This is a genomic window from Ascidiaceihabitans sp. (genome assembly GCF_039986515.1).
Classification (GTDB): Bacteria; Pseudomonadota; Alphaproteobacteria; order Rhodobacterales; family Rhodobacteraceae; genus Ascidiaceihabitans.
The window spans coordinates 764,348-782,579 of the sequence record NZ_JBDWQO010000007.1 but is presented as its reverse complement, the minus strand read 5'-3'; the positions used below and the strand labels follow the sequence as shown (position 1 = coordinate 782,579).

At 54.8% G+C, this 18,232-nt stretch carries 22 protein-coding genes; 15 read left to right on the top strand and 7 right to left on the bottom strand.

The features are described 5' to 3' along the window. Positions 1 to 82 precede the first annotated feature (82 nt). Entirely contained in the window at positions 83 to 370 is a 288-nt protein-coding gene (locus tag ABJL60_RS06480; RefSeq protein WP_348373588.1) for a DUF1330 domain-containing protein, read from the top strand. Between the two features lie 80 nt (positions 371 to 450). Here the strand turns inward: ABJL60_RS06480 and typA are convergent, their stop codons facing one another. Together typA and ABJL60_RS06470 are read right to left on the bottom strand one after the other, a co-directional pair. Then, a complete protein-coding gene (gene typA, locus ABJL60_RS06475) occupies positions 451 to 2,268 on the bottom strand; it encodes a translational GTPase TypA (RefSeq protein ID WP_108828291.1) in 1,818 nt (605 codons plus the stop codon). Positions 2,269 to 2,387: 119 nt separating this feature from the next. Further along, on the bottom strand, positions 2,388 to 2,846 hold the full coding sequence (locus tag ABJL60_RS06470; RefSeq protein WP_348373587.1) for an Lrp/AsnC family transcriptional regulator: 459 nt from the start codon (positions 2,844 to 2,846) through the stop codon (positions 2,388 to 2,390). Positions 2,847 to 2,959: 113 nt separating this feature from the next. Here ABJL60_RS06470 and ABJL60_RS06465 point away from each other — a divergent pair, with 113 nt between their 5' ends. The 3 genes from ABJL60_RS06465 (at position 2,960) to ABJL60_RS06455 (ending at position 6,372) form a co-directional block, all read left to right on the top strand. Further along, complete coding sequence (locus ABJL60_RS06465; protein WP_348373586.1) at positions 2,960 to 3,166, top strand: DUF6356 family protein; 207 nt, start codon at positions 2,960 to 2,962, stop codon at positions 3,164 to 3,166. Then, a complete protein-coding gene (locus tag ABJL60_RS06460; protein ID WP_348285574.1) occupies positions 3,167 to 3,964 on the top strand; it encodes a class II glutamine amidotransferase in 798 nt (265 codons plus the stop codon). A 200-nt stretch (positions 3,965 to 4,164) separates the two neighbouring features. After that, the gene (locus tag ABJL60_RS06455; protein ID WP_348373585.1) at positions 4,165 to 6,372 is read left to right on the top strand and encodes an NADP-dependent isocitrate dehydrogenase; all 2,208 of its coding nucleotides are present in this window, start codon (positions 4,165 to 4,167) and stop codon (positions 6,370 to 6,372) included. Positions 6,373 to 6,430: 58 nt separating this feature from the next. On the opposite strand, the gene ABJL60_RS06450 is transcribed toward ABJL60_RS06455, so the two are convergent. The 4 genes from ABJL60_RS06450 to ABJL60_RS06435 are packed head-to-tail and all read right to left on the bottom strand — an operon-like array spanning position 6,431 to position 8,499. Beyond that, the gene (locus ABJL60_RS06450) at positions 6,431 to 7,012 is read right to left on the bottom strand and encodes an HD domain-containing protein (protein WP_348373584.1); all 582 of its coding nucleotides are present in this window, start codon (positions 7,010 to 7,012) and stop codon (positions 6,431 to 6,433) included. Continuing rightward, the gene (locus ABJL60_RS06445; RefSeq protein ID WP_348373583.1) at positions 7,009 to 7,602 is read right to left on the bottom strand and encodes a hypothetical protein; all 594 of its coding nucleotides are present in this window, start codon (positions 7,600 to 7,602) and stop codon (positions 7,009 to 7,011) included. Before ABJL60_RS06445 ends, ABJL60_RS06450 begins: the two co-directional genes overlap by 4 nt. Further along, positions 7,595 to 7,846, bottom strand: a complete 252-nt coding sequence (locus tag ABJL60_RS06440) for a hypothetical protein (protein ID WP_108828298.1) — start codon at positions 7,844 to 7,846, stop codon at positions 7,595 to 7,597. Before ABJL60_RS06440 ends, ABJL60_RS06445 begins: the two co-directional genes overlap by 8 nt. Continuing rightward, positions 7,846 to 8,499 carry an alpha/beta hydrolase gene (locus tag ABJL60_RS06435; RefSeq protein WP_348285583.1) on the bottom strand — a complete coding sequence of 218 codons (654 nt, stop codon included), beginning with the start codon at positions 8,497 to 8,499 and terminating at the stop codon, positions 7,846 to 7,848. Before ABJL60_RS06435 ends, ABJL60_RS06440 begins: the two co-directional genes overlap by 1 nt. Positions 8,500 to 8,665: 166 nt before the next feature. Between ABJL60_RS06435 and ABJL60_RS06430 the strand changes: the two genes are divergently transcribed. From ABJL60_RS06430 to ABJL60_RS06380, 11 genes are all read left to right on the top strand, one after another. Beyond that, entirely contained in the window at positions 8,666 to 9,124 is a 459-nt protein-coding gene (locus tag ABJL60_RS06430; protein WP_348285585.1) for an Rrf2 family transcriptional regulator, read from the top strand. Between the two features lie 54 nt (positions 9,125 to 9,178). Continuing rightward, positions 9,179 to 10,225, top strand: coding sequence for an aminotransferase class V-fold PLP-dependent enzyme (locus ABJL60_RS06425; RefSeq protein ID WP_348373582.1), 1,047 nt, complete (start codon positions 9,179 to 9,181; stop codon positions 10,223 to 10,225). A 28-nt stretch (positions 10,226 to 10,253) separates the two neighbouring features. Further along, on the top strand, positions 10,254 to 11,768 hold the full coding sequence (gene sufB / locus ABJL60_RS06420) for a Fe-S cluster assembly protein SufB (protein WP_348373581.1): 1,515 nt from the start codon (positions 10,254 to 10,256) through the stop codon (positions 11,766 to 11,768). Beyond that, the gene (locus tag ABJL60_RS06415) at positions 11,765 to 12,100 is read left to right on the top strand and encodes a hypothetical protein (RefSeq protein WP_348373580.1); all 336 of its coding nucleotides are present in this window, start codon (positions 11,765 to 11,767) and stop codon (positions 12,098 to 12,100) included. Before sufB ends, ABJL60_RS06415 begins: the two co-directional genes overlap by 4 nt. Beyond that, positions 12,097 to 12,411: a heavy metal-binding domain-containing protein gene (locus tag ABJL60_RS06410; RefSeq protein ID WP_348373579.1), complete on the top strand. Its 315-nt coding sequence runs from the start codon at positions 12,097 to 12,099 to the stop codon at positions 12,409 to 12,411. Before ABJL60_RS06415 ends, ABJL60_RS06410 begins: the two co-directional genes overlap by 4 nt. A gap of 105 nt (positions 12,412 to 12,516) precedes the next feature. Continuing rightward, complete coding sequence (locus tag ABJL60_RS06405) at positions 12,517 to 12,996, top strand: hypothetical protein (protein WP_348373578.1); 480 nt, start codon at positions 12,517 to 12,519, stop codon at positions 12,994 to 12,996. Positions 12,997 to 13,163: 167 nt separating this feature from the next. Next, positions 13,164 to 13,919, top strand: a complete 756-nt coding sequence (gene sufC / locus ABJL60_RS06400) for a Fe-S cluster assembly ATPase SufC (RefSeq protein ID WP_348285593.1) — start codon at positions 13,164 to 13,166, stop codon at positions 13,917 to 13,919. Next, entirely contained in the window at positions 13,919 to 15,199 is a 1,281-nt protein-coding gene (sufD, locus tag ABJL60_RS06395) for a Fe-S cluster assembly protein SufD (RefSeq protein WP_348373577.1), read from the top strand. Before sufC ends, sufD begins: the two co-directional genes overlap by 1 nt. Next, positions 15,199 to 15,687: a YIP1 family protein gene (locus ABJL60_RS06390; protein WP_348285596.1), complete on the top strand. Its 489-nt coding sequence runs from the start codon at positions 15,199 to 15,201 to the stop codon at positions 15,685 to 15,687. The genes sufD and ABJL60_RS06390 overlap by 1 nt, the downstream gene beginning before the upstream one ends. Beyond that, on the top strand, positions 15,677 to 16,282 hold the full coding sequence (locus ABJL60_RS06385) for a YIP1 family protein (RefSeq protein WP_348285598.1): 606 nt from the start codon (positions 15,677 to 15,679) through the stop codon (positions 16,280 to 16,282). Before ABJL60_RS06390 ends, ABJL60_RS06385 begins: the two co-directional genes overlap by 11 nt. Before the next feature lie 4 nt (positions 16,283 to 16,286). Further along, positions 16,287 to 17,507: a cysteine desulfurase gene (locus ABJL60_RS06380; protein ID WP_348373576.1), complete on the top strand. Its 1,221-nt coding sequence runs from the start codon at positions 16,287 to 16,289 to the stop codon at positions 17,505 to 17,507. On the opposite strand, the gene ABJL60_RS06375 is transcribed toward ABJL60_RS06380, so the two are convergent. Continuing rightward, entirely contained in the window at positions 17,496 to 18,194 is a 699-nt protein-coding gene (locus ABJL60_RS06375; RefSeq protein ID WP_348373575.1) for a M48 family metallopeptidase, read from the bottom strand. The two genes, ABJL60_RS06380 and ABJL60_RS06375, sit on opposite strands and share 12 nt — an antisense overlap. Positions 18,195 to 18,232: the final 38 nt, after the last annotated feature.

The following is an 18,232-nucleotide window of genomic DNA, read 5'->3' as shown; positions in this document are numbered from 1 at the left end:
TTTCGAAGCTATAGCATTGGACATAGGCCAAGCGCACATGTCACAGTCAGGCTTTAGACATCAAACAAGAAAGAACACTTCTATGGGCGCACTTTGGATCGCACATGTCACTGTCACAGACGAAGAGGCATACAAAAAATACGCAGCCGGGGCGACCGTGGCGATAGCGGAACACGGGGGCACGTTCATCGCGCGTGGGGGCCGCTTTGTACAACTCGAAGGCAAGGAACGTCCGCGCAATGTTGTGGCCCGCTTTCCTGACATTGAAACAGCAGAAAAATGCTACCACTCCGCCGAATATCAGGCTGCGCTTGAACACGCGCGCGGGGCATCTGAGCGCGAGTTGATGATTGTCGAAACAACGGACTAAGGCCGCGAAGCCTTAGTTTCTTTTCGCTAAAAATATCCCGGGGGTTTGGGGGCAGCGCCCCCATGCCTTGCCAGGAGAAATTAACCAGCTTTGGCCATACGCTTACGTTCATGCGGATCTAGGTAACGCTTGCGCAGACGCACGGCGTTTGGCGTGACTTCTACCAGCTCGTCATCGTCGATGTAGGCGATGGCTTGCTCCAAAGACAGCTGCATGGGCGTGGTCAAGCGCACAGCTTCATCCGTGCCAGACGCACGTACGTTTGTCAGCTTCTTGCCTTTCAACGGGTTCACTTCCAGATCGTTTTCACGGCTGTGTTCACCGATGATCATGCCTGTGTACACATCAGCCTGTGCGCCGATCATCATTTTGCCGCGTTCTTCCAGGTTCCACAAAGCAAAGGCCACGGATGTGCCATTTTCCATTGAAATCAGAACGCCTGCACGACGGCCCGGGATTGTGCCTTTGTGGGGCGCCCAGGAATGAAAGACGCGGTTGATAACGCCTGTGCCGCGTGTGTCGGTCAGAAACTCGCCGTGATAGCCGATCAAACCGCGCGATGGCACATGGGCCACGATGCGGGTTTTGCCTGCACCGGCCGGTTTCATTTCAACCAATTCGCCTTTGCGCGTGCCAGTGATCTTTTCGATCACCGCACCAGAGTATTCGTCATCCACGTCGATGGTGGCTTCTTCGATGGGCTCGTGGCGTACGCCGTCAATCTCTTGAAACAGAACCTGAGGACGCGAGATAGACAGCTCGAACCCTTCGCGGCGCATGTTTTCGATCAAAACACCCATTTGCAATTCGCCGCGACCGGCGACTTCAAAGGCATCGCCACCCGGTGTGTCGCTGATCTTGATGGCGACGTTGGATTCGGCTTCTTTCATCAAGCGGTCGCGGATCACACGCGATTGCACTTTTTTGCCGTCACGGCCGGCCAATGGGCTGTCGTTGATGCCAAAGGACACAGTGATGGTGGGGGGATCGATCGGTTGGGCAGGGATCGCTTCAGACACAGACTGATCTGCCAGCGTGTCAGCCACTGTGGCTTTGCTCATGCCCGCGATGGATACGATGTCGCCAGCTTCTGCCAATTCAATAGCGGCTTGATCCAGGCCGCGGAACGCCATGATCTTGGTGCAGCGAAAGTTCTCGATCAGCGTGCCGTCACGCGACATTGCTTTGATGGTTTGCCCAGCCTTTAACGTGCCAGTCTCGACGCGACCAGTCAGCATACGGCCCAAAAACGGGTCGCTTCCCAAGGTTGTGGCCAACATTGTGAAGGGTTTGTCTTGTTCTTTGATCTGCGCAGGGGCAGGGACGTGTTCAAGGATCAGATCGAACAACGCGGACAAGTCCTTGCGCGGCCCGTCCAGTTCCATATCAGCCCAGCCAGAACGACCAGAGGCATACATGGATGGGAAATCCAGTTGCTCGTCAGTGGCTTCGAGGTTGGCAAACAAGTCAAAGCATTCGTCCAGCGCACGGTCTGGTTCGCCATCCGGTTTGTCGACTTTGTTGACCACCACGATGGGGCGCAGACCCAGCTTCAACGCTTTGGACGTCACGAACTTGGTTTGGGGCATCGGGCCTTCCGCCGCATCCACCAACAACACAACACCGTCAACCATGGATAGGATGCGTTCCACTTCGCCGCCGAAGTCCGCGTGACCGGGCGTGTCCACGATGTTGATGCGGGTGCCTTTCCATTCAACAGACGTGGGCTTTGCAAAGATCGTGATGCCGCGCTCGCGTTCCAGATCGTTGCTGTCCATGGCGCGTTCTGTTGTCGCCTGGTTTTCACGGTAGGTGCCCGATTGTTTCAGCAGTTCATCCACAAGTGTGGTTTTGCCGTGGTCAACGTGTGCGATAATCGCGATATTGCGAAGGTCCATAGTTCTTGCCCTTTAAGGAGGTGCCTCTGAGAGGTTTGCGCCGCGCATACAGCGCCGCATCGCAGAAAGCTAGGGGGAATAATGCCACAAGGATAATGCGGCCAAGATGACGGGTGTTTTCAAACGGGCAGCGCCGTGCCGTCTTTGATCTCTTCCATGACAAAGCTGGCCGACACATCCGACAGCGGCAGCCGCTTGATAAGCTGTTGATACAGGCGGTCGTAATCGGCCATGTCCGCGACGCGCGCACGGATCAGATAATCCAGATCACCGGTCATTCTGTAGACGCTCAGGATGCCGGGAATGGCGCGGGTGGCTTGCGAAAACCGAACGGCCCAATCGGGATCATGCTGGTTGGTGCGCACTTGCATAAAGACCATCAAGCCCAGATCGATAGCCAAAGGGGCAACCAAAGCGACACGGCCAGTGATGACGCCGCTGTCTTCAAGGGTCTTGACCCGGCGCCAACATGCATTGCGCGACAAGCCGACCTCTTCGCCAAGGGTTTCAAGCGATAGGCTTGCGTCACGTTGCAAATGCTTCAGGATTTTGCGATCAATTGTGTCAAGTTCTGCCATTACCCGTCAATACGTGGGAAAATATCCCAAATCAATAGGTGATCATGATGCATTTTGAGACCGTGTCACACAGTGTTTCGGTTAATCTGTCCACATGACAACAGGAGAGCCTCATGATCACCCGTATTTTTTTGAACCATCCCCGCACCGTCAACGAAAGCTACGTGGAACACGCCGTGTTTGCAGGCAGTTTCGCACTGAAATTGCTGGGCGCAGGGGCTGCGGCACTTGTTCACGCGGTGATCCCGTGCCTGTTTGAAAAAACGGCCAGCCGGATGATCACTCAAATGTCCGACAAGCTAAACGCGAGGGACGCTTAAATGTGCAGATGGGCTGCGTGGAGTGGCACACCCATCTTTCTACAAGATATTTTGTCCGCACCAGAACATTCGCTGATTGTGCAAAGTCAAAATGCAAGTGAATGCAAAACAGCCATCAATGGTGATGGCTTTGGGGTGGCTTGGTACGCGGATTTGCCTGAACCGGGGTTGTTTCGTGACATAAATCCCGCGTGGTCTGATTCAAATTTGCCCAGCATTGCCGCGCAAATTCGTTCACCTTTGTTTTTAGCCCATGTGCGTGCCACCACAGGAAGCGCGATCAGCCGCAACAATTGTCACCCCTTTGTTGTCGGTCGTTGGAGCTTTATGCACAACGGGCAAGTTGGTGGTTTTGATCAGTTCCGCAAAGCGGCAGACATGAGCATTCCAGAGGTTTTCTACAATCACCGCAAAGGGGCGACCGACAGCGAAGCGTTGTTTCTGAATGCTTTGGGGTACAATTTGGATGCTGACCCGGTTGAGGCGATGTCGCGTGCGGTTTACGAAATGGAAAGGTTGTCACGCGAAAGAGGGCATACGCCTCATATGCGGTTCTCGGGCGCGTTTTCAGACGGAAAGCGTCTGTTTGCGATGCGGTATGCTTCTGATGCGAATGCTCCGACGCTATACTACAAATGCGGTTCAAGCCCGTCCGGGGTTATGCTTGTGTCAGAACCATTGGAAGCAGACACTCAAGGGTGGCACGCGGTGCCGCAGGGTTCTGTGTGTTGTGTTGAGGACGGTGAAATTTCGATCGTGGCGATGCCTGCAGCGGACACATTCAGGGATGCAGCGTAACAGTTTTGCGGGCAGGCTATGACGCATTCGTCTGTGTTTTGGGGCGGAATTTAACGGGATGCCTAAAATATCGCGCATTGTATACCGTTGTATGCATTGACTTGCGCCACACCCTCCTTTAGGGCCTGCGCCAAGGACGTTCGGCTCTGATCCCGAACCGCCACATGCCTATGATAGCCGCATCAAAAGGAAGCCTTCCCATGTCCAAGACACCTGACATCATTTACACCAAGGTAGACGAAGCCCCCGAATTGGCCAGCGCGTCTTTCCTGCCCATCATTCGCGCGTTTGCAGGAGCCGCCGGAATTGATGTCGGCACCAAGGATATTTCGTTGGCGGGCCGTATTATTGCGACGTTTCCCGAATTCCTAAAAGAAGATCAACGCCAGTCCGATGATCTGGCCGAACTTGGGCAATTGGTCAAAACACCCGGCGCCAACGTCATCAAATTGCCCAACATTTCCGCGTCCGTGCCGCAGCTGGTGGCCGCGGTGGAAGAATTGCAAGCCAAGGGCTACGCGCTGCCAGACTATCCCGAAGACCCACAAACCGACGATGAAAAGGCCATTCGGGCGCGGTATGACGCCATCAAAGGCTCTGCTGTGAACCCGGTTTTGCGCGAAGGCAACTCTGACCGTCGCGCGGCCAAAGCCGTTAAGAATTTTGCGCAAAAGAACCCGCATTCCATGGGCACATGGTCCAGCGACAGCAAAACCAAAGTGTCATCCATGACGGGCGGTGATTTTTACGCCAACGAAAAATCCGCGACGATCACAGGCGCACAAGCCGGTGACGCGAAAATCGAATTTGTGGCGGCCGACGGGGCTGTGACGGTGTTGAAAGACGTATGGCCGCTGGAAGAAGGCACCGTGGCCGATGCGACCTACATGAGCGCGTCTGATCTGGCATCGTTCCTTGCCGCATCCATCGAAGACACAAAAGCAGATGGCACAATGTATTCGTTGCACATGAAAGCGACGATGATGAAGGTGTCTGACCCCATTATCTTTGGTCACGCGGTCAAAGCATGGTTGGGTCCGGTTTGGGACACGCATGGTGATGCGATTTCAGCCGCAGGTGGCAGCCCGAATTCCGGTTTGGCAGACGTGCTGGCCGCAATCGACACGATGCCAAATGCCGATGCCATCAAGGCGGACATCGACGCTTTGGATCGCCCGTCCATGTATATGGTCGACAGCGACAAAGGCATCACAAACCTGCATGTGCCATCAGATGTGATCATTGATGCATCCATGCCTGCCGTGATCCGCGCAGGCGGCAAGGGCTGGGATGAAACAGGGGTGAAGGGCGATGCAAACTGCGTGATCCCGGATCGTTGCTATTCCACGATCTACGACGAGACGATCAATTTCTTCAAAGCCAACGGTGCATTGGATGTGACCACGGCAGGGGCCGTCGCAAACGTCGGTCTTATGGCGCAAAAGGCGGAAGAATACGGGTCGCATCCGACAACGTTTGAAGCGCCTGCCAAAGGTGTGATGCGGATCGTGTTGGCCAATGGTGAAACACTGCATTCCCATGATGTGGATGCAGGCGACATCTGGCGCGCATGTACGGTTAAAAAGGCACCTATCGAAAACTGGATCGAACTGGCGATGGATCGCCAGCGTTTGACCGGAACAGAAGCCATTTTCTGGCTTGATGCCAATCGTGCCCATGATGTGGAGTTGATCAAATACGTGAAGCCTGCCTTGGAAGCTGCTGGTGTTGCGGACAAATTCCAAACTATGGCGCCACGAGAGGCCACGCGGCAATCGCTGCAAACTATCACGTCTGGCAAAGATTCCATCGCGATCACAGGAAACGTTTTGCGGGATTATCTAACAGACTTGTTCCCGATTCTGGAGCTGGGCACATCTGCGAAGATGCTGTCGATTGTGAAGCTGATGAAGGGTGGCGGGTTGTTTGAAACCGGCGCTGGCGGATCGGCCCCCAAACATGTGCAGCAGCTGCACAGCGAAAACCACCTGCGGTGGGATTCAATGGGCGAATTTTGCGCTTTGGGTGAATCGTTGAACTTTCTGGCAGACACACAAGGCAACACCAAAGCGGGTGTGTTGGGTGTGGCGGCCGAAGCGGCAACGCAAGGCATTCTGGACGACAACCGGTCTCCGGGCCGCAAGGCGGGCCAGCCGGACAACCGCCACAGCCACTACTGGTTTGCACGCTACTGGGCGGATGCCTTGGCGGCGCAATCTGACGACGCCGAATTGGCCGCACACTTTGCACCAATCGCCAAAGCTTTGGCGACAGGCGAGGCGGCGATCACAGCTGAACTAGGGGCGGGGACAGCACCGGCGGACACTGGCGGATACTTCCGCAATGATGACGAAATGGCCGCTAAAGTCATGCGCCCAAGCGAGACGTTGAACGCGATCTTCGCCTGATTGCCAGACTGAATGTTAAAACCAAAGCGCCGCAGGCATTTGCGGCGCTTTTTTATTTTCAGCTTCGGGATTTGAAAAAAGCAGAGATGCGGTGTTGGGCATAGTCCCAAAGGGCCGGGGCGCCGATTTTGATTTTTGATCCGACACGGGCCGCGATTGTCGCTTCGTCTACATTGTAATCTGTCCAGCTTCCGCCGCCCGCAGCCAAGTTCAACATTGGGGGCTGAAAGCGATCCAGTGATTTGGCAAACTGGGCGTCGTCGGTTTCCGCAGCTTCGAATTCTTCCCATATCCCACGTAAATCGGCAGCAATATCTGGTGGTAAAAGTCCAAAAATACGATCTGCCGCTTTTTGTTCGGCAGCGGCAACTTCCGCATGATCGACGTTGTCAAATATCGGGTTGTCGCCTGCGTCGATTTCCACCAAGTCATGCAAGATCAACATCTTGACGACACGCGAAATGTCGACGCCGGGTTTGGCCTGGTCAGCCAGTACAAGCGCGTACAGCGTCAAATGCCACGAATGTTCTGCCGAGTTTTCAGCCCTTGATCCGTCGGCCAACGTGGTGGCGCGGGTGATGGATTTCAACTTGTCTGCTTCATTCAAAAAGGCAATCTGCGCGTCAAGGCGTGTGGTCATTTTGGGGAACTTTCAAAGTCTGAGGTCAGGCGGTCCAATTGGGACAGGATGTGGGCGCTTGCGTCTTCTGCCGTGCGATCTTTGCGTGTTATCACCGCGCAGAATGGCCAAACCAATGCGCTTAATGTGACCACAATCAGAAAAACAGGTGCCAGAAAAATACGAAGGTTTGTATTGTCGCCAATGGCGCGGTCGTATGCCAAAGCCAGTGCTTGTGATCGGTGGTATGCCACGAGGCGCCGATCCACGTAGGCAGAAATGGACGACCGTTCCGGAAGGATGTGTCCGATAGGGTATGCTGCATTCGCGGCTTTGGCGGCGGCGTCATCATTTAGGGTTTTGTCGGCATGCAATGTAGTGACATCAATTCGGATAGCACGTTGCGTTGGGGTGCCGGTCCAGACCTGAAAGCGTTTTACCGTGTCAGGGGATACACGGTGAAATAGCGTCCAGTTGTAGGTTTTGATGCTCGTGGACCATGCCCCGAAATGCGGATCGTCTGTGATCCGAAACATGCCGGCTTGCAGCAATGCGGGGATAATTTGCGTTTCAGTCGCGCGTTTTAAGGCGCGACTGACAGGGTTAGCCATTCGAGGCTCCATCTGAGGCGGCATCGCGGTGCGCCTTGAGCTTTTGCGCCAAAAACCTGCGGCCTGAAATTTCGGCCATACGCGTGCGGATTGCTGTCAGAAAGGCTTCTTCCAGCGTTTGTGACGATGCACCAAGGACATCCCCGACCTGCATAAAGAGCCGGTCATCGCCGGTCTCTTTTTGCACAGCCAGACATTCCTCGGCGAGTTTGTTCGCCATGTCGATGACAGCTTGATCCGCCATCAGCGTGTGGTTTCTGTCAGACGACGTTTGACGTAACCCGTGGTGTGGTCGATCAGCGTATCCAGATGTTCGTCTTCAAAGAAGTGGCCTGCGCCTTCAACTTCTGTGTGGGTGATCGTGATGCCTTTTTGCTCATGCAGCTTGTTCACCAGCGCATGTGTATCCGCGGGTGGTGCCACGCGGTCAGCTGTGCCGTTGATCATCAAGCCCGAGGACGGGCAGGGCGCCAGAAACGAAAAGTCGTACATGTTGGCGGGTGGCGACACAGAAATAAATCCGGTGATTTCCGGCCTGCGCATCAACAGCTGCATGCCGATCCACGCGCCAAACGAAAAGCCCGCCACCCAGCAGTGTTTGGAATTGTTGTTCATCGACTGCAGATAATCGAGAGCGGACGCCGCATCGCTAAGTTCGCCGACACCCTGATCGTATTCACCCTGAGACCGTCCCACGCCGCGGAAATTGAACCGCAAGACCGTGAACCCCATTTTGTGAAAGGCATAGTGCATAGAATGCACAACCTTGTGGTTCATCGTCCCGCCAAATTGTGGATGGGGGTGCAAAATGATCGCGATGGGTGCGTCGCGTTCTTTTTGGGGGTGGTAGCGCCCTTCAAGGCGTCCTTCGGGTCCAGGGAAAATGACCTCAGGCATGAGCGTCCTTATATTTTTGGTCCTAAGGGGCGGCAGATTTCTTGACGAATTTGCGCGGGCACTTTAGAACGGTTCTAAATCATCACAGTCAGGGCTTGCCCTGCGTTTTGTCGATGTATGGGTTTGGGGCCGGAAGGTCAATCAATTGTGATATTTGGGGGCTGCTATGAAACTGTCGACAAAGGGCCGCTACGCCATGGTCGCGCTGACCGATATCGCTTTGCAGCCGGAAGGCACCCTTGTCACGCTGGCTGAAATTTCTAGCCGACAAGATATATCACTGCCATATCTTGAACAGCTTTTTGTAAAATTGCGCCGCGCCGAGTTGGTGATGTCGGTCCGTGGTCCGGGCGGGGGATACCGTTTGGCCAGCCCGCCATCCAACATTCGGGTTGTTGATATTTTGGCCGCCGTCGATGAAACCGTAGATGCCATGCACAAAGGGGCTGGCGCGTCGGGCGGTGCATCCGGATCGCGGGCGCAATCTTTGACCAACCGCTTGTGGGAAGGCCTGAGCGCCCATGTTTACGTGTTTTTGCACCAGACCCGTCTGTCGGATATTGTCGCTAATGAACTGGCCCCATGCCCAGCCGTTCCAAATCTGTTTGACGTTGTTGATGTTTGATCCGATGCGCTGGGGCGCTGCCCCAGACCCCGAGGTTTATTTGGCGAGATGAAAATGGATCGTGTTTATCTTGATCATAACGCGACTACGCCTTTGCGTGTGGAAGCCCGCGCAGCGATGATTGCCGCCATGGATGTTGTTGGCAATCCATCATCGGTTCATGCCGAAGGCCGTGCGGCCAAATTGTTGGTTGAACGTGCCCGCGTAGAGGTAGCTGATTTGGTCGGTTGTAAGCCCAATCAAGTCATATTTACTGGATCTGCCACTGAAGCCGCCGCTTTGGCTGCGGCCCAAGCGAACCAGCATGGAGGCGGGTTTTCATCCGCCCAGACAGAACACGATTGCGTTTTGGCATGGCACGATACGGATGCGGGCTGTTTGCGGGCAGTGTCTGCAGCCAACAGCGAGACGGGGGTTATGCAAGTCGATGGCTGTGTGGTGCCAAGTCCTGATGCCTATTCCGTTTTGTGTGATATTACCCAGATGGCTGGCAAAATGCCCGTGCAGTACCGCGATCATCAGACGCCATCCTATATGATCCTGTCTGCACACAAAATCGGTGGTCCCAAAGGTGTCGGCGCCCTGATCAACTTTACCTCCGAAGATCCGGTTGCGTTGCTTAAGGGCGGCGGACAGGAAATGGGCCGTCGGTCTGGTACTGAAAACATCGTGGGAATTGCCGGTTTTGGGGCTGCTGCGACTGCTGCTGGGCGCGATGTGGTGCATGGGCGATGGGAACGGGTTGCGGAACTTAGAAATATTCTAGAAAAGGCCCTTGAGGCTGCTTCAAAGAAGACTATTTTTGTCGGGAAAGCAGAGACGCGATTGCCCAACACCTCGTGTTTCATAACACCCGGTTGGAAAGGCGAGACGCAGGTGATGCAAATGGACCTATCCGGTTTTGCCATTTCGGCGGGATCGGCCTGTTCCAGCGGTAAGGTTCGCGCCAGCAAAGTGTTGTTGGCGATGGGGTATTCGGATCAAGAGGCTGCCAGCGCGGTGCGTGTGTCGCTGGGTTTGGATACCTCCGAAGATGAAATAATGCGGTTTGCCGATGTGTGGGCCGATAAACTGACGAAACACGAGGCGCGTGCGGCTTAGGGCCTGACGCCAACGAGAGGAACGCAAAATGGATGTAGTCACGGATGATGTGGTTGTAAAAGACGGCGTAGATCAAGACACGGTGGATGCGGTCCGCGAGGTGGGCGGCGCCTATAAATACGGCTGGGAAACTGATATCGAGATGGAATATGCCCCCAAAGGGCTAAACACCGATATCGTGCGTTTGATTTCAGAAAAGAACGATGAACCCGAATGGATGCTGAACTGGCGGCTCGAAGCCTATGAGCGTTGGTTGACCAAGACCGAACCCGATTGGGCGATGGTCGATTACCCCGAGATCGACTTTCAGGATCAATATTACTACGCGCGTCCTAAATCGATGGAGGTCAAGCCGAAGTCTTTGGACGAGGTCGACCCCAAGCTGTTGGAAACCTACAAAAAACTTGGCATTCCTTTGAAGGAGCAGGCGCTGCTTGCGGGCGTCGAAGCCCCTGAAGGTGAGCGCAAGGTCGCTGTGGACGCAGTGTTTGATTCTGTGTCCGTTGGCACGACCTTCAAGGATGAATTGGCCAAAGCGGGCGTGATCTTTTGCTCGATCTCCGAAGCGATCCAAGAGCATCCTGAGCTGGTCAAGAAATACCTCGGAACCGTCGTTCCAGTGTCGGATAACTATTACGCAACGCTAAACTCTGCTGTCTTTTCCGATGGCTCCTTTGTCTACGTGCCGCCGGGCGTGCGCTGCCCCATGGAGCTGTCCACATATTTCCGCATCAACGCGGAAAACACTGGCCAGTTTGAGCGCACTTTGATTATCGCCGACAAAGGGTCTTACGTGTCCTACCTTGAAGGCTGCACCGCACCGCAGCGCGACATCGCGCAATTGCACGCGGCCGTGGTCGAGATCATCATCGAAGAAGACGCAGAGGTGAAATATTCCACTGTTCAGAACTGGTACCCCGGTGATGAGAACGGCAAAGGTGGCATCTATAACTTCGTGACCAAACGTGCCGATTGCCGTGGCGCGCGGTCTAAAGTGATGTGGACGCAGGTCGAAACGGGCTCTGCGGTGACGTGGAAATATCCAAGCTGCATCCTGCGTGGGGAAGATTCACAGGGCGAGTTCTATTCTATCGCCATCGCCAACAACATGCAGCAGGCCGACACTGGCACCAAAATGATCCACTTGGGCAAAAACACCAAGTCGCGGATCGTGTCCAAAGGCATCTCGGCGGGCAAGGCGCAGAACACCTATCGTGGGTTGGTGTCGATGCACCCCAAGGCGCAGAACGCGCGGAACTACACGCAGTGTGACTCGCTTCTGATTGGTGACAAATGTGGGGCGCACACTGTGCCGTATATTGAGGTAAAGAATAACTCGGCCCGGGTTGAACACGAGGCGACCACATCCAAGGTGGACGACGACCAGCTGTTCTATTGCCGCTCGCGTGGGATGGACGAGGAAGAGGCGGTGGCCTTGGTTGTGAACGGGTTCTGCAAGGATGTGTTGCAGGCGTTGCCGATGGAATTTGCGATGGAAGCACAGGCTTTGGTGGCGATTTCGTTGGAAGGGTCTGTGGGTTGATTGCAGGGTTGCTCTTTGCTGGGTACTTGGCGGTGATGGGGCTATTCTTGTCCGTTATTGGCCCAAGGTTTGCCGGTTGGCTCGTATCAGCCAGGTCGTGCGAAGCGGCCAAAGAGCAGACAGCTTCCGTGATTTCAGGTGTGAACCTTGCACTGTTTGCACTTGTTTCGCTAGGTTTTGGTGGAATTGGCAAAGCTGTATTCGGGTCTGAGTATTTTACAGATGGGCAATTTTTATTTGGCGCAGGCTTGTTTGTGATCGGTGCTGTTATCACTGCCCTCGCGTTGAAGCGGATTATTCCAAGTATGATGAACGAAAAGGCAGATCTATGATCCTAACAACAACCCAATCCATCGAAGGCCACCCCATCGCTGCCTACAAAGGCATCGTTGTGGGCGAGGCGATCATGGGCGCGAATGTCGTTCGTGATTTCTTTGCGGGGATCACCGATATCGTGGGCGGTCGATCAGGCGCCTACGAATCCAAACTGCAAGACGCCCGCGAAACCGCGATGCGTGAACTGGAAGAACGCGCACGGGCCGCGGGTGGCGATGCAGTGGTCGGGGTCGATCTGGATTACGAAGTTGTGGGCGACAGCATGTTGATGGTTTCGGCCTCTGGCACAGCGGTCGTTATTGGCTGATGGGGCAGGTGGAACGTCATAACACTTCCCAACGGGTGTCCCATTGTGGTCACGATGTTGCGGCAGGTGTGAACCATATTTTAAATGGTTCAAAGGCAATTTTCTATGGCATATCAAGATTTTCACGACCGCGTTCGCAAACTGGATCTTCCGTTCACGCCAAAGCCGTTGGCCATCGGGAAACGTACGCAATCAGGGCTGGCGGAAAGCGCCAAACATCACATTTCATTCACCACAGCAATGGTAATTGGCGTGATGGCTGTGGTGTTTACACGCTTTGTAACGATGGCGTTCTTCGGGATACCAACCACCGCGAGCCTGCAAAACATGTTTGCAATGCTGGAAACGGCAGGGGCCGTTCTATGTGTCGTCGCGGTGCGCATTCCGTTGAAAGAACACCACAAAGACGTGTTGGCGTCGCATCTGATCGGGGTCTTGGTCACGCTGTTCATGATGCACAATTTCGTTCATTCAAATCCGGACCTTTGGGTTCAAGTCTTTGGCGTACCGTGGGTCGATCACGTGCTGGCAACCACGCAGGCCGGATCAGTTCAGATCGGTACAATCAGCCTAAGTCTGCTGTAATATCACCTCAAACAGCCGCTGCCCTTCGCAGTGCGCCCTTTTTTCGACAAGCGCTGGATCGTTTCCGGCGCTTTCGCCGTGTCCGCACAGCACCCGAACATTGCTGCATTTCGGTTGAAATGCACCCAAATCACACCGCGTAAAGCGCTGCACTTAAAGGTAATAAAATGCTGAAAATCAAAGACCTGCACGTCAAACTTGAAGAAGAAGATAAGCAAATCCTCAAAGGGGTGAACCTTGAGGTCGAGGCGGGCAAAGTCCACGCGATTATGGGGCCAAACGGCTCAGGCAAATCCACTTTGTCTTATGTTCTGTCCGGTCGTGACGGCTATGAAGTGACAGGCGGAGATGCGCATTTGGGCGACGTCGATTTGCTGGACATCGACCCCGAAGAACGCGCGGCCGCCGGTTTGTTTCTAGCGTTCCAATACCCTGTCGAAATTCCGGGTGTTGGCAATATGACTTTCCTGCGTACCGCTGTGAATGCACAGCGTAAGGCCCGCGGCGAGGAAGAAATGAGCGCTGCTGAATTCCTGAAAGTCGTGCGCGCCAAGGCCAAAACGCTGAAGATTGACGCCGACATGCTGAAACGCCCCGTCAATGTGGGATTCTCGGGCGGCGAGAAAAAGCGCAATGAAATTCTGCAAATGGCGATGCTTGAACCAAAGATGTGCATCCTCGATGAAACGGATTCGGGTTTGGACGTTGATGCTATGAAACTGGTGGCTGAGGGCGTGAACGCGCTGCGCGACGAAGGCCGTGGTTTTCTGGTTATCACGCACTACCAACGCCTGTTGGATCACATCAAACCCGATGTCGTGCACATCATGGCGGATGGTCGCATTGTGAAAACCGGTGGCCCTGAACTGGCTTTGGAAGTTGAAAACAACGGCTACGCCGATATTCTGGCTGAGGTGGCATAATGGCGGCCCCTGCACAACAAACCACAAGCACCGAGGCGCGGCTTGCCACGTTGACCCTGCCAAAGGGTGGCTGGTCGGACGCGGCGCGCACGGACGCTTTGGCGCGGGTTCAGTCCATGGGTCTGCCCGGGCGGCGCGATGAATACTGGAAGTACACGCGCCCCGACACGCTTGTTCAGGCTGATGTTGTACCTGCGGCTGTCTTTCACACCGATGAAACACCCGTTTTTGCAGACATTGACAGCTTGAAAATTGTTTTTGTAGACGGCGTTTTTGACGCGGACGCCTCTGACGACTTTGCCCTTGAGGGGCTGACAATTGAACGGCTGGCCGAAGCACACGCAGACATTCACTGGGCGCGTGATCTCTATGGAACATTGGAAGCCAACGGGCAAAAGCCTGTGGAACGTCCTTTGGCTGCTTTGAACACAGCCTTTGCCAGCGATGGTGTGTTGATCCATGTTACAAGACAAGTCGATAAGCCTATCGCATTGGTATATTTGCACAAATCGGAAAACTCGGACGCGATTTTGCACCATGTTGTGAAAGTTGATGCAGGGGCCAGCGTGACTGTTTTGGAAAATGGTCCAGCGGCTGCTCGGTTCAACAAAGTGATGGAAGTGGACGTCGCAGACGGTGCCGCCTTCCATCATGTGCGCGCACAGGGCCGTGACCATGAACGCCGTGCGGCCACGCATATCTTTGCCCGTCTCGGATCGGAAAGTACGTTCAAATCGTTCACTTTGACCGCTAACGGTGTGATGACGCGCAACGAATGCATCATCGAGTTGAACGGTGACGATGCTAACGCAACGGTCGCGGGTGCATGTGTCGGGGACGGCGATTTCCACCACGATGACACGGTGTTTATCACCCACGACGCAGTGAATTGCGAAAGCCGCCAGGTGTTCAAGAAAGTGCTGCGCAATGGCGCCACCGGCGTTTTTCAGGGCAAGATTTTGGTCAAAGAAGGTGCCCAGAAAACCGATGGCTACCAAATCAGCCAATCGCTGCTTCTGGACGGGGACAGCCAGTTTCTGGCCAAACCAGAGCTTGAGATTTATGCCGACGACGTGGCCTGTTCGCACGGATCGACGTCTGGTGCGATTGACGAGACAGCTTTGTTTTACTTGCGGTCCCGCGGTGTACCCCAAGCCGAAGCCACCGATCTGTTGACGTTGTCCTTTCTGGCCGAGGCCGTCGAGGAAATCGAAAACGAAGCTTTGCGCGAAGAAATCAACGGCCGTCTTGCGTCTTGGCTGGAGCGTCGTCGCAGCTGATGGGTGTCAGCACCAATATTGTGGCAACCTACAAAGGGCCCGCGCGTGTTGTGCGTGGGCTTTTGGCGATGGGGCCCCGTGAAGACAGGGCCTTGGCCTATTTGATGGCAGCCTGCGTGATCACCTTTATTGCGCAACTGCCCCGATTGGCGAGACAGGCCCATATCGAAGGGCTCGAACTGAATATGCTGCTTGGCGCATCGCTTATGGCTTGGGTCTTTATTGCCCCTTTGATGCTGTATATTCTGGCGGGGCTTGCCCGTGGTGTTGGCATGGTTTTGCGCGGCAACGGCACAGGGTACGGTGCGCGACTGGCGCTGTTTTGGGCGATGCTTGCGACCAGCCCTTTGTTGCTGCTGCATGGGCTTGTCGCAGGGTTTATCGGACCGGGTCTTGAGCTGCAAATCGTTGGATTGATTTGGTTTTTATGCTTTGCATGGTTCTGGATCGCAGGCAGCCTCGCACAGGAGCGGCGCAATGTTGAATGATGTGAATTGGGGGGCTTTGGTTGCACAAAGCCTGCGCAGACCTGCGCAAGCGGCACAGGTCGTTCTGTCATGGAATTTGCCACGCGATGCCCTTTGGACGGCGATGGCGCTGGTCACCTTGTGCAACGCCGTTTTGATGTATGTGACCAACATTGTCACACCCCCTTTGCCGCCTGAATTGGCAGCGCAAGCCATCCCGTTTCCAGCGTGGATGTTCAGCCCGCTTACGGCTTTTGTATTTTTGGCCGGATCATTGGTGGTCACGGTGCATGTTCTGCACTGGTTAAGCTCGTTGTTGGGCGGACCGGGGGGGCTAAACGAGATGTTGGCATTGTTGACGTGGCTGCAGGCATTGCGTGCCGTGGCCCAGTTTGTGTTTTTGGTCTTGCTGATTGCGGTGCCCGGGCTTGAGGGGTTGTTTAACCTTGCCGTAGCCGTCATGAGCATGTGGTTGCTGGTGGTTTTTGTGAACGAAGCCTCCGGATTACAATCCAAATTCAAAGCGGTTGGCGTTTTGCTGACTGCAGCTGTGGGCATCATTGTGGGCCTGAGTTTTCTAATCACACTGACCGGCTTTGCCGCGATAGGGGTGTAGTTTCATGTATGATGTGAACGCAATTCGTGCCGATTTTCCGATTTTGTCGCGTGAAGTGAACGGCAAGCCGTTGGTGTATCTCGACAATGGGGCCTCTGCGCAAAAACCGCAGGTCGTTATCGACGCCATCACACGCGCCTATTCCGAAGAATACGCCAATGTGCACCGTGGTCTGCATTTTCTGTCCAACCTTGCGACGGACAACTACGAAGGTGTCCGCGCCAAGATTGCACGGTTCCTGAACGCCAAATCCGAAGACGAAATCGTGTTTAATTCCGGCACCACCGAAGGCATCAATATGGTGGCTTACAGCTGGGCGATGCCAAACATGAAAGCCGGCGACGAAATTATTTTGTCGGTCATGGAACACCACGCCAACATCGTCCCCTGGCATTTTTTGCGTGAACGCATGGGGGTGGTTTTGAAGTGGGTGGATGTGGACAGCACCGGCGCGTTAGACCCGCAGGCCGTTTTGGATGCAATCACCGACAAGACAAAATTGATCGCTGTCACCCATATGTCCAACGTGCTTGGAACCAAAGTTGATGTGAAATCCATCTGCGCGGGTGCGCACGAAAAAGATGTGGCCGTTTTGGTCGATGGATCGCAAGCGGCAGTGCATTTGCCGGTGGATGTGCAGGACATTGGCGCGGATTTCTACGCCATTACGGGTCACAAGCTATACGGGCCGTCCGGATCCGGTGCTATTCATATAAAGCCCGAACGCTTTGCCGAAATGCGCCCGTTCATCGGCGGGGGCGATATGATCCGCGAAGTCGCAAAGGACGGTGTGATTTACAACGATGCGCCGATGAAATTCGAAGCAGGTACACCCGGTATCGTGCAAATGATCGGGCTTGGCGTGGCCGTTGATTACATGATGGGGCACGGCATGGATGCGATTGCGGCCCATGAAGACAGCTTGCGCGACTATGCGGTGGCAAAGCTGAACGGGTTAAATTGGGTTCAGGTGCAGGGCACAACCCCCGACAAAGGCGCAATTTTTTCCTTTACGATTGACGGTGCCGCACACGCGCATGACATTTCAACGATCCTCGACAAACGGGGCGTGGCCGTGCGCGCGGGTCAGCATTGCACTGGACCACTGATGGAGCACATGGGGCTTAACGCGACCTGCCGCGCGTCCTTTGGGATGTACAACACAACCGATGAAGTCGATGTGTGGCTTGATGCACTGGAGCTGGCCCACGAGCTATTTGCGTGAGGGCAGCGCTTTCCAGCGATCATCCATTTTGCGCAAAGCGGCAATGCGTTCATGCGTTTTGGGGTGGCTTAGAAACCATGCCGGCGCTGCCCCTGCGTTGGACTGTGTCAGCGCATCACGCTTTTCTAACAGCGAAATCTGACCTTCGATGCCGATCCCTGATTTTGTAAGCAAAGCTGCGGCATAAGCATCGGTTTCAAATTCATCATTGGGCGACAGTTTTGCCATAAACAGGTTCATCAAGGCCCCGGCCAACCAAGGGCCAATACCGGGCAGAAAGCGCCCTAAAACCATCGCAAGCGCCGTGCGCATCGCGTTTTGCCCCGAAAAGTCGATCATGCGCCGCCGCGTGTGGCCCAAGGCGACATGGCCCAATTCATGCGCGATCACACTGGCCAGTTCATCCGCCGACACGTCCCCGTTTTTGAACCGTTTGTAGAACCCGCGTGTGATAAAGATGCGCCCGTCGGGGGCAGCCAGCCCATTGATTGGATCGATTTCGTAGATATGTACCTTGATGCGCGGCAGCTCTAGTGCTGCGGCCATCTGGTCACATAGATGGCGCAACATCGGGTCCGCCAGTTCGGTAGACTTCGCATCAAGCTCTTTGGCGGTGCGCCATGCGGAAAAGCGGTACATCGCAATGCCGTAGGCCAAGGCGATCAGGATGGGTGCAAATTTTATCATGTTAAAGATATGGGGCGGGCAGGGCCATTCGGCAAGCG